At 65.6% G+C, this 14,135-nt stretch carries 13 protein-coding genes; 6 read left to right on the top strand and 7 right to left on the bottom strand.

The genetic code is table 11. The annotated features are described in order from the left end of the window. Window positions 1–68: 68 nt before the first annotated feature. From aceA to BG57_RS18460, 3 genes are all read right to left on the bottom strand, one after another. Window positions 69–1,376, bottom strand: coding sequence for an isocitrate lyase (gene aceA, locus BG57_RS18470; protein ID WP_035966980.1), 1,308 nt, complete (start codon window positions 1,374–1,376; stop codon window positions 69–71). A gap of 405 nt (window positions 1,377–1,781) precedes the next feature. After that, window positions 1,782–3,407, bottom strand: coding sequence for a DEAD/DEAH box helicase (locus BG57_RS18465; protein WP_035966979.1), 1,626 nt, complete (start codon window positions 3,405–3,407; stop codon window positions 1,782–1,784). Between the two features lie 436 nt (window positions 3,408–3,843). After that, window positions 3,844–4,113: an acyl-CoA-binding protein gene (locus BG57_RS18460; RefSeq protein WP_035966973.1), complete on the bottom strand. Its 270-nt coding sequence runs from the start codon at window positions 4,111–4,113 to the stop codon at window positions 3,844–3,846. A gap of 144 nt (window positions 4,114–4,257) precedes the next feature. Between BG57_RS18460 and tsaB the strand changes: the two genes are divergently transcribed. Genes tsaB through BG57_RS18440 form a run of 4 tightly spaced genes read left to right on the top strand, consistent with a single transcriptional unit; the run spans window position 4,258 to window position 7,661 of the window. Beyond that, entirely contained in the window at window positions 4,258–5,070 is an 813-nt protein-coding gene (gene tsaB, locus BG57_RS18455; RefSeq protein ID WP_035966971.1) for a tRNA (adenosine(37)-N6)-threonylcarbamoyltransferase complex dimerization subunit type 1 TsaB, read from the top strand. Then, window positions 5,067–5,558, top strand: coding sequence for a ribosomal protein S18-alanine N-acetyltransferase (rimI, locus tag BG57_RS18450; protein WP_035966969.1), 492 nt, complete (start codon window positions 5,067–5,069; stop codon window positions 5,556–5,558). The genes tsaB and rimI overlap by 4 nt, the downstream gene beginning before the upstream one ends. Next, window positions 5,545–6,708 (top strand): uracil-DNA glycosylase, encoded by a 1,164-nt coding sequence (locus BG57_RS18445; protein WP_035966967.1) that lies wholly within the window; start codon window positions 5,545–5,547, stop codon window positions 6,706–6,708. The genes rimI and BG57_RS18445 overlap by 14 nt, the downstream gene beginning before the upstream one ends. Next, the gene (locus tag BG57_RS18440; RefSeq protein ID WP_035966961.1) at window positions 6,705–7,661 is read left to right on the top strand and encodes a DUF1853 family protein; all 957 of its coding nucleotides are present in this window, start codon (window positions 6,705–6,707) and stop codon (window positions 7,659–7,661) included. Before BG57_RS18445 ends, BG57_RS18440 begins: the two co-directional genes overlap by 4 nt. A gap of 18 nt (window positions 7,662–7,679) precedes the next feature. Here BG57_RS18440 and thiD read toward each other — a convergent pair whose 3' ends face one another. The 4 genes from thiD to lplT are packed head-to-tail and all read right to left on the bottom strand — an operon-like array spanning window position 7,680 to window position 11,308. Continuing rightward, entirely contained in the window at window positions 7,680–8,492 is an 813-nt protein-coding gene (thiD, locus tag BG57_RS18435) for a bifunctional hydroxymethylpyrimidine kinase/phosphomethylpyrimidine kinase (RefSeq protein ID WP_035966959.1), read from the bottom strand. 8 nt (window positions 8,493–8,500) lie between these two features. Continuing rightward, the gene (gene thiE / locus BG57_RS18430; RefSeq protein WP_035966958.1) at window positions 8,501–9,148 is read right to left on the bottom strand and encodes a thiamine phosphate synthase; all 648 of its coding nucleotides are present in this window, start codon (window positions 9,146–9,148) and stop codon (window positions 8,501–8,503) included. A gap of 1 nt (window position 9,149) precedes the next feature. Beyond that, entirely contained in the window at window positions 9,150–9,965 is an 816-nt protein-coding gene (gene thiM / locus BG57_RS18425) for a hydroxyethylthiazole kinase (protein WP_035966956.1), read from the bottom strand. A 35-nt stretch (window positions 9,966–10,000) separates the two neighbouring features. Beyond that, window positions 10,001–11,308 (bottom strand): lysophospholipid transporter LplT, encoded by a 1,308-nt coding sequence (lplT, locus tag BG57_RS18420; RefSeq protein WP_035966954.1) that lies wholly within the window; start codon window positions 11,306–11,308, stop codon window positions 10,001–10,003. Window positions 11,309–11,613: 305 nt separating this feature from the next. Between lplT and alr the strand changes: the two genes are divergently transcribed. Both alr and radA read left to right on the top strand, forming a co-directional pair. Continuing rightward, window positions 11,614–12,684 carry an alanine racemase gene (alr, locus tag BG57_RS18415; RefSeq protein ID WP_035966953.1) on the top strand — a complete coding sequence of 357 codons (1,071 nt, stop codon included), beginning with the start codon at window positions 11,614–11,616 and terminating at the stop codon, window positions 12,682–12,684. Window positions 12,685–12,738: 54 nt separating this feature from the next. After that, on the top strand, window positions 12,739–14,127 hold the full coding sequence (gene radA, locus BG57_RS18410) for a DNA repair protein RadA (RefSeq protein ID WP_035966950.1): 1,389 nt from the start codon (window positions 12,739–12,741) through the stop codon (window positions 14,125–14,127). The last annotated feature ends 8 nt before the right edge of the window (window positions 14,128–14,135 follow it).

Genomic DNA, 14,135 nt, shown 5'->3' with positions numbered 1-14,135 from the left:
GCTTCCGACCACGCGCCGCAACCGCCGCTGCTTTCACCGCTCTCCCTGATTCAACCTGTCATCCGCTATTACGCGACCTTCTTGTCGAAGAACTGCTCGTCTTCCGTCGATCCGTGCAGCGCCGTCGTCGATGCGTCGCGCTCGACCGTCTGCGTGACCGCGTCGAAGTAGCCCGTGCCGACTTCGCGCTGATGCTTCACCGCCGTGAAGCCCTTGTCGGCGGCGGCGAACTCGGCCTGTTGCAACTCGACGAACGCGCTCATCTGCGTGCGCGCATAACCGTGCGCGAGGTTGAACATCGAGTAGTTGAGCGCGTGGAAGCCCGCGAGCGTGATGAACTGGAACTTGTAGCCCATCGCGCCGAGTTCGCGCTGGAACTTGGCGATGGTTGCGTCGTCCAGATTCTTCTTCCAGTTGAATGACGGCGAGCAGTTGTACGACAGCAGCTTGCCCGGGAACTCCTTGTGAATCGCTTCGGCGAACTGCTTCGCGTATTCGAGGTCCGGCTTGCCCGTCTCGCACCACACGAGATCGGCGTACGGCGCGTAGGCGAGACCGCGTGAAATTGCCTGGCCGATGCCCGGCCGCGTCCGGTAGAAGCCTTCCACCGTGCGCTCGCCGGTGAGGAAGGGCTTGTCGTTGTCGTCGACGTCGGACGTCACGAGATCGGCGGCTTCCGCATCGGTCCGCGCGACCAGCAGCGTCGGCGTGCCGCATACGTCCGCGGCAAGACGCGCGGCGACCAGCTTCGCGACGTTCTCGCGCGTTGGCACGAGCACTTTGCCGCCCATGTGACCGCACTTCTTGACCGATGCCAGTTGATCTTCGAAGTGCACGCCCGCTGCGCCGGCTTCGATCATCGCCTTCATCAGTTCGAAGGCGTTGAGCACGCCGCCGAAACCCGCTTCCGCATCGGCGACGATCGGCGCGAAATAGTCGATATAGCCTTCATCGCCCGGATTCTTGCCTTCCGACCATTGGATCTGGTCGGCGCGCGTGAACGTATTGTTGATGCGCTTCACGACGAGCGGCACCGAGTTCGCCGGATACAGCGACTGGTCCGGATACATCTCGCCCGCGATGTTCGCGTCGCCGGCCACTTGCCAGCCGGAAAGATAGATGGCCTTGAGGCCGGCCTTGACCTGCTGCATCGCCTGATTGCCCGTCAGTGCGCCGAGCGCGTTGACGAACGGCTCATCGTGAATCAGCGACCAGAGCTTTTCAGCGCCGCGTCGCGCGAGCGTATGCTCGACCGGCACCGAGCCGCGCAGACGCACGACGTCCTCCGCCGAGTAACCGCGCTTGATGCCTTTCCAGCGCGGATCGGTTTCCCATTGCTGATGGAGTTGCTGAGCTTGCTGCTGACGGGAGGTCATGGCGTTTCTCCTTGAGATTGGCTGTACGACGAACTGGATCTATCGATGCTTCTCGCGAACTGGAGCAGTGAGGCGCCGGCGTGGCGGTCTGCGTTTGCTCAACTCTTATATAAGAGTCTAAGCGAGTGCAACGATAGGAGACAGCGTTCTCGGGAGAAATCGGGTAGGAAAGATTCGCTGAATAAACAATTAGTTACGACGCGCATTTTGCATTGAGAAACGCCTTTTCCCATGCTGCAAGTTCTACGGTTGTGCCGCGCAGCAAAACTTTTGCGAAACAAAAAGCCGTTGCGCATCGTGAAATGTGACGACGGGCGAAAAAAAACCGATGCGCGAGGCATCGGTTTTCTTGTCTTGCAGCGCGAGGCGGCGTCTGACGCCACCTCGGCTTTACGTCGTCAACGATCAGTTGCCGCGACGCGGTGCGCGCGGGCCGTCGTTGCGGCGTGCGCTGTAGCCGTCACGCTGGCCGAAACCACCGTCACGGTTGCCACCGCGATAGCCGCCTTCGGCGTCGCCGCCGGTGCTCGCGCCACGATAGCCGCCGCCGTCACGCGAACCCGTGTTCGACTTGTTGCCGTAGCCGCTGGCGTTGCTCGCACCGTAGCCGCGGCCACCGCCGTTGCTGCTGCCGCTGCCGAAGCGGCGTCCGCTGTTACCGCCGGCCGGACGTCCACGGCCGCCGAAACCGCCCTTCGGCGCTGACTTGCGCGGCTCGAAACCGACCACGACGTTCACCGGCAGCGGTGCACGCACGAAGCGCTCGATGCGCTTGAGCGCACCGGTTTCCGCGTGGTGCACGAGGCTCACGGCCGTGCCGCTGCGTCCCGCGCGGCCCGTACGGCCGATGCGGTGCACGTAGTCTTCCGCGAACTTCGGCAGGTCGTAGTTGAAGACGTGCGTAATGCCGGGGATGTCGATACCGCGCGCGGCGACATCCGTCGCGACCAGCACGCGCACGCGACGCTCGCGCAGTGCGCGAATCGTGCGATTGCGCGCGCCTTGCGGCAGATCGCCGTGCAGCGCAGCCGATTCGAAACCGGCGCCGGCGAGACGATTGGCGATGAGGTCGGCGTCGCTCTTCGTCGCGGTGAAGACGATAGCCTGATCCAGCTCCGAATCGCGCAAGAGGTGGTCGAGCAGGCGATCCTTGTGATCGCGGTCATCGACGTAATGCACGGTCTGCGCGATGTTGTTGCGCGCTTCGAGCTTCTGCACGATCTCGATACGTTCCGGGTCCTTCAGCAGACGGCCCGTCAGCGACGAAATCTTGCCGTCGATGGTCGCGGAGAAGAGCAGCGTCTGACGCGTGGCCGGCGTAGCGGCGACGATCGTCTCGATGTCTTCGATGAAGCCCATGTCGAGCATGCGGTCGGCTTCGTCGAGCACGAGCATGTTGAGGTTCGACAGGTCGATGCGGCCGCGTTCCAGATGGTCGATGAGACGGCCCGGCGTCGCCACGAGAATTTCGGGGTTCTTCGCGAGCAGCATCAATTGCTGGCCATACGCGACGCCGCCCAGAATGCTCACCGTGCGCAGACGGCGCAGGTGACGGCCATACGTGGTCGCGGCGGCGGAAACTTGCATCGCGAGTTCGCGCGTCGGCGTGAGCACGAGCAGTTGCGGACGTGCGACCGGCTGCGGACGGCGGCCCGGACGCGCGTTCGGATCGCGCGGCTGACGCGGTTCTTGCGCCTGGAGCTTTTCGAGTTGCGAGAATTTTTCGATGGCCGGCAGCATGAACGCCGCGGTCTTGCCGGAGCCCGTTGGGCTCGAGACGAGCAGGTCGCGGCCGGCGAGCGCGGCGGGAATCGCGCGCTGCTGCACGGGCGTCGGCGACTGATAGCCAGCGGCGGTCAGCGCGGTGATGATGTCGGCGGAAAGGCCGAGCGATTCGAAAGTCGGGCCGGCGGGCGCTTCGACGGCCGGGGCTGCGACTGCTGCGGCTGCAACTGCGTCCACGATAGGGGCGGTGCCGAGCGTCTGTGCTGCGATGTTGTCCAACGGGCTAGGGGTAATACTCGAAGTCATGTCGATCCTTGAAACGGAAGATAAGGCGTCGGCGCCAATCGGCATACCCAAGTCGTTGGATTCAGCGAGCGAAGAAACAGCGAGCAAATCGAAAAACGGGGGCAACTCGCGCAAAAAGAAGGCGAGTAATGTTGTTAGAAGCTGTATCGGATACGGCAGGCTCGAGGAGCACTGACGTCAGCCTGATGCATGACGGGCCGCGGAACAAACAGCGCGCAAATTGCGCTGCGGCCTAGCAGGGAAGGGACAGTTTCTAAACTGGATTGGAGCAAAACGCTACGAAGCGGCATTCATGAGCGCCGCATGCTTTATACATGCAAACGACAGTCACGCTGCTGAAACGCTAGTATAACGGAATTTGCTGCACCGCGCCACATATTGACGCATTCCCGCGCCATCGAAGGGCATCGACGGCGGGGACGCCAGCGCGCCTGCGTTAGCTTGCTTCGCCGCGCCTGAGCGACTCGACAAGTTCGACGTAGTGCTGCTTGGCTGTATCGGCGGGCGTGCCTTTCAGCGCGGACCACGCTTCGTATTTGTATTTCCCGGCGATGTCGGTGAAACCGGGTTTTTCGCCTTGCACGTCGCCGATGCTCGCCTGCTTGAAAAGCGCATAGAGCCGCAGGAGCGTCAGATTGCCGAGGCGCTCGGGCAGTTCTTTCACGTCGATTTGAGCCTGGGCGAATTGCTGGTCGATGTCGGTCATGCGTCGTGTCCTGTGCATCGTAATGGGCCGACGATCTTAGCAAGCGATACGCGCTTCGCCTGTCGAGGCTTTCCTCGAATCGGGGAGGGTTCGACCGCAAGCATCGTGCGAAAGCATGGCCCGTCCCGCATTACAATACCGGCCATGACCCGCACCATCCTGCTCGCTCTCGATACGTCGACGGAATTTTGCTCCGTCGCGCTGCTGCTCGACGATCCCGCCGCGCAGCATCCCGCCCGATCCGCGCCTCACTATGAAAGCGGCGATACGCGCGTCTGGTTCCGCCATGAAGCCACCGGCGCGGTATCCAGCACGCGCCTTTTGCCGGCCGTGCGCGAGTTGCTCGATGAAGCCGGCCTCGCTCTGGCCGATTGCAGCGCGATCGCGTTCGGCGCGGGGCCGGGCTCCTTCACCGGCCTTCGTACCGCGACGGGCGTAGCGCAAGGGCTGGCGTTCGGGCTGAACGTGCCGGTGGTGCCGGTCAGCACGCTGCTCGCGTGCGCGGAAGCCGCGCGCCTCGCCGATCCGTCGCTGCCGCCGCGTGTGCTCGCGGCCCTCGACGCGCGGATGGACGAGGTGTACTGGGCCGACTACGCATTCGACGCCGATACCGCCGACTGGCGCGTCGTGCATCCGGCATCGCTCGATGCTCCCGCCGCGCTGCCGCTCCCCGATGCGCCGTTCGCGCTCGCGGGCAACGCGGCCGCGGCTTTCGGTGACCGTCTGCCGGCGCTCGCCGCCGCCGCGCATGTCGACCGGAACGCGTTGCCTCACGCATTGCCGGTCGCGCTGCTGGGCTTGCGCGCGTTGCGCGCCGGGCGTGCGGTCGCGCCGGAACTGGCCGCGCCCGACTATGTGCGCAACAAGGTCGCGCAGACGACGGCCGAGCGGACGGAAGCGCGCGCTGCCGCAGGCAAGCGCGACGCCGACGCCGCCCGCGAGGAGGCGCTCCGGTGAGCGGCGTGCTGCTCGCGGATCGGTATCTGACGCCGATGACCGAAGCCGATCTCGACGAAGTCGCCGCCGTCGAGCGACTCGCCTACGAGTTTCCCTGGAGTCGCGGCAATTTCCAGGATTCCTTGCGCAACGGTTATTACGGCGTATGCCTTCGTCATGTAACGGGAACGCTCGTCGGCTATTGCGTGCTGATGCCGGTCGTCGATGAAATGCACTTGCTCAATCTGTGCGTCGCGCCGGCGGCCCAGGGTGCGGGCGCGGGATTGACGCTGCTGCGCGAGGCGGTGCGCATCGCGCACGCCGAGAAGCTGGACGGCATGCTGCTCGAAGTGCGGCCGTCGAATCCCCGGGCGATTCAGCTTTACGAACGCTTCGGCTTCACGGCCATCGGGCGTCGCAAGAATTACTATCCCGCGCGGCATCGGTCGCGCGAGGACGCAATCGTCATGCGTCTTTCGTTCAAGGAGAGTGCGCATGGCGCTGGATGAATTGCTGATCGAGGAGTTGGGATTCGGGCCGGTCTGGGTGCGGCGGCGGTCGGGCGAGAGTCCGGCCCGCGCTGACACGGCGCAGACTACGGCTTCGGCGTTGCACGAAACCTCGGCGGATGCGCAAGCTGCGGTAGCCGCGCCGGCTCCGGCGTTGCGCGACATGCCGGTGAATGCGCAAGCTGCGGCGGCAGCGCACGAGCAGGCCGCGCCGAACGAATCGGCCGATGCGACCGGCTCGGATCAGTCGCGCGCCACGGTCGGCAGTGTCTCGGCGCGAACGACCGGACAGACATCAGCCGCGCCGTTGCCGGACGCACGCGACGTCGAATCGCCGTTAACGCCGCAACGCGAATCGACAACGAACGAACCGCGCACACTCGAAGCTGCGCCGTCAGCGCGGCAATCGTCCGTCTCGCCACGGTTCGATGCCACGCCGCAAGACTTCGACGCGCCGCCCTTTGAAGCCTACGACGATCTCCCCTGGACTGACGACGCGCCCTCTATCGAGCCGCCCGTCGCGCCGGACGCCGCCGACGACATCCATACGCTCGACTGGGACACGCTCGCGGAGCGCGTCTCGAACTGCGAACGATGCCGCCTCTGCGAGCGCCGCACGAACGCGGTCTTCGGCGTCGGCGACCGCGAGGCGGACTGGATGCTGATTGGCGAAGCGCCCGGCGAGAACGAGGACAAGCAGGGCGAGCCGTTCGTCGGGCAGGCGGGCAAGCTGCTCGACAACATGTTGCGTTCGCTCGCGCTGTCGCGTGAATCGAATGTCTACATCGCCAACGTGATCAAGTGCCGGCCGCCCGGCAACCGCAATCCCGAACCGGACGAAGTCGCGCGCTGCGAGCCGTATCTCCAGCGTCAGGTCGAACTGGTGAAGCCGAAAGTGATCGTCGCACTCGGGCGTTTCGCCGCGCAGAGCCTGTTGAAGAGCGACGGCAGCATCGCGTCGCTGCGCGGGCGCGTTCACGAATATCGCGGGGTGCCGGTCGTCGTCACGTATCACCCGGCGTATTTGCTGCGCAGCCTGCCCGACAAGGCGAAGGCCTGGGCCGATCTGTGCCTTGCGCGCAAAACCCATCAGGAAGCGCTCGCCGCACTCGGCGTGGAACCCGGAGCAGAAAAGGGCGCGCGGGGATGAGCGATCTGTCGCGTCTTGTCGATCGATTCGAGGACGCGACCGTGCGTGACCTGGCGTGGCTGCTTTTCGCGCCCGATCTCCTGCGCGTCGACCAAGCCGGCGCGAAACTCGCTCAGCCGTTTGCATCGTCCGCGGAGCGCGAGGCCACGCTCGCCTGGTTGCACACGCTCGACGCCGCGCCCGATCCGTTGCACGTCCGGTCACGCAATCCCAGGTCCACGCGCCTCGGCATCTATGCGGAGAGCCTGCTCGAATTCTTCCTGGCGCACGGTCCCGCCGCGCGTCTCGTTGCGGCGAACGTCCCGCTCAGGCAGCAGCGGCGCACCATCGGCGAATGTGACTTTCTGCTCGAAACGGCCGACGGCGCGCGCGTGCATTGGGAGCTCGCCGTGAAGTTTTACCTGCATATCGGGGATGGCGCGTCGGCGACGGCGCGCCTGTCCGATTACGTCGGGCCGAATCTGCAGGACCGCTTCGATTTGAAATATGGACGGCTGCTCACGCATCAGCTCGCGCTGACCACGCGTGCGGAATTCGCGGCGCTTAAGCTCGATGGTCCGTGGGACGCGCAGTTATTCATCAAGGGCCGGCTGTTCTATCACGACGATTCCGTGATCCCCGCACCCGAAATCGGCGAGCGGCATGTGCGCGGCTGGTGGCTGACGGCGTCGGAATGGCGGGCGGGGCACCAAGCAATCGACGATGCCCGCGCGTGGGTCGTGCAACCGCGCCTCGCGTGGCTCGCATCGCGCCGCCTGCAAGCCGGCGAGGCGGAATCGCTGATGGCCGAAGCCGCCGCGATTCACGCGTCCTTGCAGGCCGCCGTGGCGCCGACGATGGTGGCGTCCTACGTCCGCGACGGCGCGGGCGGATGGACGGAGGAATCGCGCGGGTTCATCGTGCCGGACGACTGGCCGGAGCGGGCGCGGGCGTTCGCGGCGTCGGCGCTGTAGTCGGCGCGGACCCGGCGCTTACCACCAGCGGTAAAAATGATGGACCGGGCCGACGCCATGGCCCACGTCGAGCCGCGCGCTCGCCTCGATCGCGCCGGTGAGATAACGCTTCGCTTCGGCGGTCGCGGTCGCCAGATCGTCGGTTTGCGGGATCAGCGCCGCGATCGCCGACGACAGCGTGCAGCCCGTCCCGTGCGTGTTCTTCAGCGCGACGCGCACGCCGGAAAGCCGCAACGCGCCCGAAGCCTCGATCAGCCAGTCGGGGCTGTCCGAAGAAGTAAGATGCCCGCCCTTCATCAGCACCGCACGCGCGCCCGCCGCAAGCAACGCTTCGCCCTGGCGCACCATCGCATCTTCATCGCTTGCGGCTTCGACGCCGAGTAAGGCCGCCGCTTCGGGCAGATTCGGCGTGACGAGCGTTGCGAGCGGCAGCAGTTCGTCGCGCAGCGCGGCGACGGCTTCCGGCGCGAGCAGCGCATGATTGCTCTTCGAGATCATCACGGTGTCGAGCACGACATGCACCGGACGATGCCGCCGCAGCGCATCCGCCACCGCGCGGACGATGCCCGCGTTCGCCAGCATGCCGATCTTCACCGCATCGACGCGAATGTCGTCGAACACCGCGTCCAGCTGGGCCGTGACGAAGGCGGGATCGGGCGCATGGACCGCCGTCACGCCGCGCGTGTTTTGCGCGGTGAGCGCGGTGATCACGCTCGCGCCGTATGCGCCGAGCGCGGAAAACGCCTTGAGGTCGGCCTGAATGCCCGCGCCGCCGCCCGAATCGGAACCGGCGATGGTGAGCGCGTTGGGAATGCGTTTCGTCGAAGTCATCGGAAGGATCAAGTTCTTGCGCGGTCGATCGTCGCGCGCAGTGCCGCCGCGGCTTCGCGCGGATTCGTCGCCTTGCAGATCGCGGATACGACCGCGAGGCCCGCCGGTTTCGCGCGCATCACGTCGGCGGCGTTGTGCGCCTGAATGCCGCCGATGGCGACCGTCGGGAAGCGCGCTTCAGCGCACATTGCGGCGAGGCCGTCGAGGCCGCAGGGCGCGGAGGCGTCGGTTTTCGTGGGCGTCGCGTAGACCGGTCCCGCGCCGAGATAGTCGACGACGCCTTGCATCCCGTTCGCCTCCGCAACTTCGCCGGGATTCGACACCGACAGGCCAATCAGCGCGTCCGGTCCCATCAGCCGCCGTGCGACGTCCGCCGGCAGATCGCGCTGGCCGACGTGCACGCCATCCGCGCCGGCGGCGAGCGCAATGTCGACGTGATCGTCGATGATGAGCGGCACGCCGTGGGCGCGCGTGAGCGGCAAGAGGTCGAGCGCCAGCGCCAGCCACGCGCGCTTGTGCCACTCCGGCGCGCGCAGTTGCACGATCGTCGCGCCGCCGTCCAGCGCCGCACGCGCCACGTCGAGCGCGGCGTCGTGACCGCCGCACTGCACGGGATCGAGCACGAGGTAAAGCGAGAGGTCGAAGGAAGAGCGCATGTCAGGAAAGCGCGACGTCGCGCTGCACGAGCGTCGCGTCGAACGCGTGCGTGTCGAGAGAGGCGAGCCGGTCCAGATACGCGACCGCGAAGCTGCCGGGCAAGGCCGCGTCGCGTGCGGCGAGTTCGCCGGCCACGGTCGAATAGGCGATGGCGGCGACCGTCGCCATGAAGCGCTCGTCGCGCGATCCTGCCACGCCTGCGAATGCCGCGACCGTCGCGGACAGCGCGCAGCCGACGCCCGTCACGCGCGTCATCAGCGGCGAGCCGTTCGACAGTGCGATCACGCGGCGGCCGTCGGTGATGTAGTCGGTTTCGCCCGTGACCGCAACGACGGCCTGCGTGTTCAGCGCGAGGACTTGCGCGGCGTCGAGGGCGGCGTCGGTGGCGGCGGTGCTGTCCACGCCGCGTCCGCTCGCCGTGCCGCCCGACAGGCTGATGATCTCCGACGCGTTCCCGCGAATCACCGCCGGCTTCGCATCGAGCAATTCGAGCGCGAACTGCGTGCGAAAGGCGAGCGGGCCGACGGCCACGGGATCGAGCACCCAGGGCTTGCCCGCGCCATTGGCGGCGTCGACGGCGGCGCGGATGGCCCGCGATTGCGGCAAATCGAGCGTGCCGAGATTCACCGACAGCGCATGGGCAAGCGGCGCGAATTCAGCGACTTCCTCGCGCGCGACGACCATCGCCGGCGCGGCGCCGACAGCCAGCAGCACGTTCGCGGTGAAATTCGTGACGACGAGGTTCGTCAGGCAATGCACGAGCGGCGCTTGATCGCGCACGCGCGTGACGAAGGAGAAGAGATCGGCTGATTGCATGATGAGTGAAGACTACCCGGCGTCACGCGATACCGTCAGTGCCGCGCCTCGCCGATCAGCGCGACGGAATCGAACGCGCGCTGATTCGCCTGATGCCGGCGCATGACGAAGTACATCATCAGACACACGAACGAGCCGAACAGCACGATGACGAACTGGATCGGCACGTCGAGCCACACGAGGACCGCGTACAGGCACAGCATCACGAGCACCGACAGGTTCTCGTTGAAGTTCTGCACGGCGATCGAATGCCCGGCCGACAGCAGCACGTGTCCGCGATGCTGCAAGAGCGCGTTCATCGGCACGACGAAAAAGCCGGACAGGCCGCCGACGATCATCAGGAAGAGATACGCGACCAGCAGATAGCCGGGGAAATGCATCTTGCCGAAGTAGATGCCCCAGTGCGCCGGAAAGAGATGCCGCGTGTAGAACGCCATGAGCATGACGGCGATGCCCATCATGATGCCGACCGGCAGCACCGACAGCGAGCGCTTGAGCGGCACGCGCGCCGCCGCGAGCACCGCGCCCACCGCGACGCCGACCGCGATCACCGCCTGCAGGATGGCCGCTTGCGAAAGCGTCATGCCGAGCGACACTTCCGCCCATTTGAGCACGATGAACTGCAGCGTCGCGCCCGCGCCCCAGAAGAGCGTCGTGACGGCGAGGGAGATCTGGCCGAGCTTGTCGCGCCAGAGCGTCAGAAAGCAGTCGGCGAAATCGGTGATGAGCTTGACCGGCCGCGTTTCCTGCTTCGGATAGCGTGCGCCGGTATCGGGAATGCGCAGGTTGAAGATTGCGGCGACGACGTACATCAGCATGATGACGAGCATCGCGGCCTCGGCCGGCGTGGTGATGCGCGGGATATTCAGGCTCAGCAAATGACCCGCGATATGCGGGCTGATGAGCGCGCCGCCCATCACGGTGCCGAGAATGATCGAGCCGACCGTGGTGCCTTCGATCCATCCGTTGGCCGCCACGAGCCGGTCGGGCGGCAAAAGTTCGGTGAGAATGCCGTATTTCGCGGGCGAATATGCCGCCGCGCCGAAGCCGACGATGCCGTAAGCCAGCAGCGGATGCGCGCCGAACAGCATCGTGATGCAACCCAGCACCTTGATGGAATTGGTCACGAACATCACATGGCCCTTGGGCCGCGAGTCCGCGAAAGCGCCGACGAATGCCGCGAGGATCACGTAGGACAGCACGAAGAAGAGCTTCAGCAGCGGCGTCATCCAGTTCGGCGCGTGAAGGTCTTTCAGCAGTGCGATGGCAGCGATCAGTAGTGCGTTATCGGCCAGCGATGAGAAAAACTGCGCGGCCATGATGGTGTAAAAACCTTTTTTCATCTGATCCGAAGCTTTCCTCACTGCGGGTGATCCGCCCCGGACGCTGGTCATGCCTGCTGTCATGCGTTCGGGCTTATGCCGTTCGAAATGGGTTGTGCGCAGGGCTTTATAACACGAAAATAGGCGCATTCTGACTAGCAGTAATCTCGATCGCGCGTGACACCCTTGATCCGTAAAGGCCTCCGCGCGCGGGATTCTTCATAAGGTCCTGATTCACAAGGCGTCTTGATCGACGAAGCGGCCGCTCGCTGCGCTGGCGTATGCTTGCGTCTTTCCGCCCGAACCGTGATTCCACCCAAACGCTCATGCCGCGCCCCCTTTCAGCAACCATTCATACGCCCGCACTCGCCAACAACCTCGCCATCGCGCGCAAATACGCGCCGAAATCCAAGATCTGGGCTGTCGTCAAGGCCAATGCATATGGCCACGGACTGGCGCGAGCGTTCCCCGGACTTCGCGCAACGGACGGCTTTGGCCTTCTGGACCTCGAAGAGGCCGCAAAGTTGCGCGAACTGGGCTGGGCCGGGCCGATTCTTCTGCTGGAAGGCTTCTTTCGGCCGACGGACATCGACGTTATCGACCGCTACAGCCTGACCACGGCCGTGCACTGCGACGAGCAGTTGCGGATGCTGGAGATGGCGCGCCTGTCGAAGCCGGTGAATATTCAGTTGAAAATGAATAGCGGCATGAACCGCCTCGGCTACACGCCCGAGCGCTTTCGCGCCGCGTGGGAGCGGGCGCGCGCCTGTCAGGGAATCGGCCAGATCACGCTGATGACCCATTTCTCCGATGCCGACAGCGAGCGCGGCATCGCGCATCAACTGGAGGCGTTCGAGCGCGGCGCGGAGGGCATCGCGGGGGCGCGCAGCCTGTCCAACTCGGCGGCGGTGATGTGGCATCCGTCCGCCCATTTCGACTGGGTGCGGCCCGGGATCATGCTGTACGGCGCGTCGCCATCGGGCGTGACGGCCGATATCGCCGGTACCGGCCTCAAGCCCGCGATGACGCTCTCCTCGGAACTGATTGCCGTGCAGACGGTGCAGCCGGGGCAGAGCATCGGCTATGGCTCGACGTATCGCGCGGGACAAGCCATGCGGATCGGCGTGGTGGCGTGCGGCTATGCTGACGGCTATCCCCGCGTCGCGCCGGAAGGCACGCCGGTGATCGTCGACGGCGTGATGACGAAGCTCGTCGGCCGCGTGTCGATGGACATGCTCACCGTCGATCTGACGCCGTGCCAGAACGCGGGCATCGGCTCGCGCGTCGAGTTGTGGGGCACGAACCTGCCGATCGACGATGTCGCGCGCTCGTGCGGCACCATCGGCTACGAGCTGATGTGCGCGATCGCGCAACGCGTGCCGGTGCGGGCGGAGTGACGCCAGGTCGTCGGCGCGAAAACGAATCGAATCGAATTTCTGACAAGGCAATACGTGGCAAAAGCAGCAAAGGCGAAGACGCTCTATATCTGTAGCGAATGCGGCGGGCAGTCGCCGAAGTGGACGGGGCAGTGCGCGGCGTGCGGGGCGTGGAACACGCTGGTGGAGTCGGCGGAGCAGGCGCCGTCGGCGCATCGCTTTCAGGCGCTCGCCAAAAGTTCGACGGTGCAGCGTCTCGCGGATATCGAAGCGTCGGACGTGCCGCGCTTCACGACCGGCGTTGGCGAGTTCGATCGCGTGTTGGGAGGCGGGCTCGTGCCGGGCGGCGTGGTGCTGATCGGCGGCGATCCGGGCATCGGCAAATCGACGCTGCTCCTGCAATCGCTTGCCGAGATTGCACGCGAGCGTCCGGCGCTGTATGTGAGCGGCGAGGAATCCGGTGCGCAGATCGCGTTGCGCGCGCAGCGGCTGGGATTGATCGGCGCGAACGAAAGCGCCGCCGCCGATCTCAGCCTGCTCGCCGAAATCCAGCTCGAAAAGATTCAGGCGACCATCGACGAACAGCGTCCCGAAGTCGCCGTCATCGACTCCATCCAGACGATCTACTCCGAAGCGCTGACCTCCGCGCCGGGTTCCGTCGCGCAGGTGCGCGAATGCGCGGCGCAACTGACGCGCATCGCGAAGCAGACAGGCACGGCGATCATCATGGTCGGCCACGTGACGAAAGAGGGCAGTCTCGCGGGGCCGCGCGTGCTGGAGCATATCGTCGACACGGTGCTGTATTTCGAGGGCGATACGCACTCGTCCTTCCGGCTCGTTCGCGCGTTCAAGAACCGCTTCGGCGCGGTCAACGAACTCGGCGTGTTCGCGATGACGGAGAAGGGCTTGCGCGGCGTCGCGAATCCGTCGGCGCTCTTTCTGTCCCAGCACGAGCAAAGCGTCGCGGGTTCGTGTGTGCTCGTCACGCAGGAAGGTTCGCGGCCGCTGCTCGTCGAAGTGCAGGCGCTCGTCGATACCGCGCATGTGCCGAATCCGCGGCGGCTCGCGGTCGGGCTCGAACAGAACCGGCTTGCATTGTTGCTGGCGGTGCTGCATCGGCATGCGGGCATCGCGTGTTTCGATCAGGACGTTTTCCTCAACGCGGTGGGCGGCGTGAAAATCACGGAACCCGCCGCCGATCTCGCCGTGCTGCTCGCGATTCATTCGTCCATGCGCAACAAGCCGCTGCCGAAGGGGCTCATCACGTTCGGCGAAGTCGGGCTTGCCGGTGAGATTCGCCCATCGCCGCGCGGACAGGATCGCCTGAAGGAGGCCGCCAAGCTCGGCTTCTCCGTCGCGCTGATTCCGAAGGCGAATGCGCCGAAGCAGGCGATCGACGGGCTGAAGGTCATCGCCGTGGACCGCATCGAGGAAGCGATCGACCGCGTGCGCGACCTCGAATGACGTGCGCT

Origin of the sequence: Caballeronia grimmiae (assembly GCF_000698555.1) — a bacterium.
GTDB lineage: Bacteria > Pseudomonadota > Gammaproteobacteria > Burkholderiales > Burkholderiaceae > Caballeronia > Caballeronia grimmiae.
This window is presented reverse-complemented; position numbering and strand designations above follow the sequence as displayed.

Excerpts from the sequence above, each read along its gene's own strand:
- tsaB (WP_035966971.1), top strand. The coding sequence starts at position 4,258 with ATGACCCGCACCATCCTGCTCGCTCTCGATACGTCGACGGAATTTTGC.
- BG57_RS18445 (WP_035966967.1), top strand. The coding sequence starts at position 5,545 with ATGGCGCTGGATGAATTGCTGATCGAGGAGTTGGGATTCGGGCCGGTC.
- BG57_RS18465 (WP_035966979.1), bottom strand. The coding sequence starts at position 3,407 with ATGACTTCGAGTATTACCCCTAGCCCGTTGGACAACATCGCAGCACAG.
- thiE (WP_035966958.1), bottom strand. The coding sequence starts at position 9,148 with ATGCGCTCTTCCTTCGACCTCTCGCTTTACCTCGTGCTCGATCCCGTG.
- aceA (WP_035966980.1), bottom strand. The coding sequence starts at position 1,376 with ATGACCTCCCGTCAGCAGCAAGCTCAGCAACTCCATCAGCAATGGGAA.
- lplT (WP_035966954.1), bottom strand. The coding sequence starts at position 11,308 with ATGAAAAAAGGTTTTTACACCATCATGGCCGCGCAGTTTTTCTCATCG.
- BG57_RS18460 (WP_035966973.1), bottom strand. The coding sequence starts at position 4,113 with ATGACCGACATCGACCAGCAATTCGCCCAGGCTCAAATCGACGTGAAA.
- BG57_RS18440 (WP_035966961.1), top strand. The coding sequence starts at position 6,705 with ATGAGCGATCTGTCGCGTCTTGTCGATCGATTCGAGGACGCGACCGTG.
- thiM (WP_035966956.1), bottom strand. The coding sequence starts at position 9,965 with ATGCAATCAGCCGATCTCTTCTCCTTCGTCACGCGCGTGCGCGATCAA.
- alr (WP_035966953.1), top strand. The coding sequence starts at position 11,614 with ATGCCGCGCCCCCTTTCAGCAACCATTCATACGCCCGCACTCGCCAAC.
- thiD (WP_035966959.1), bottom strand. The coding sequence starts at position 8,492 with ATGACTTCGACGAAACGCATTCCCAACGCGCTCACCATCGCCGGTTCC.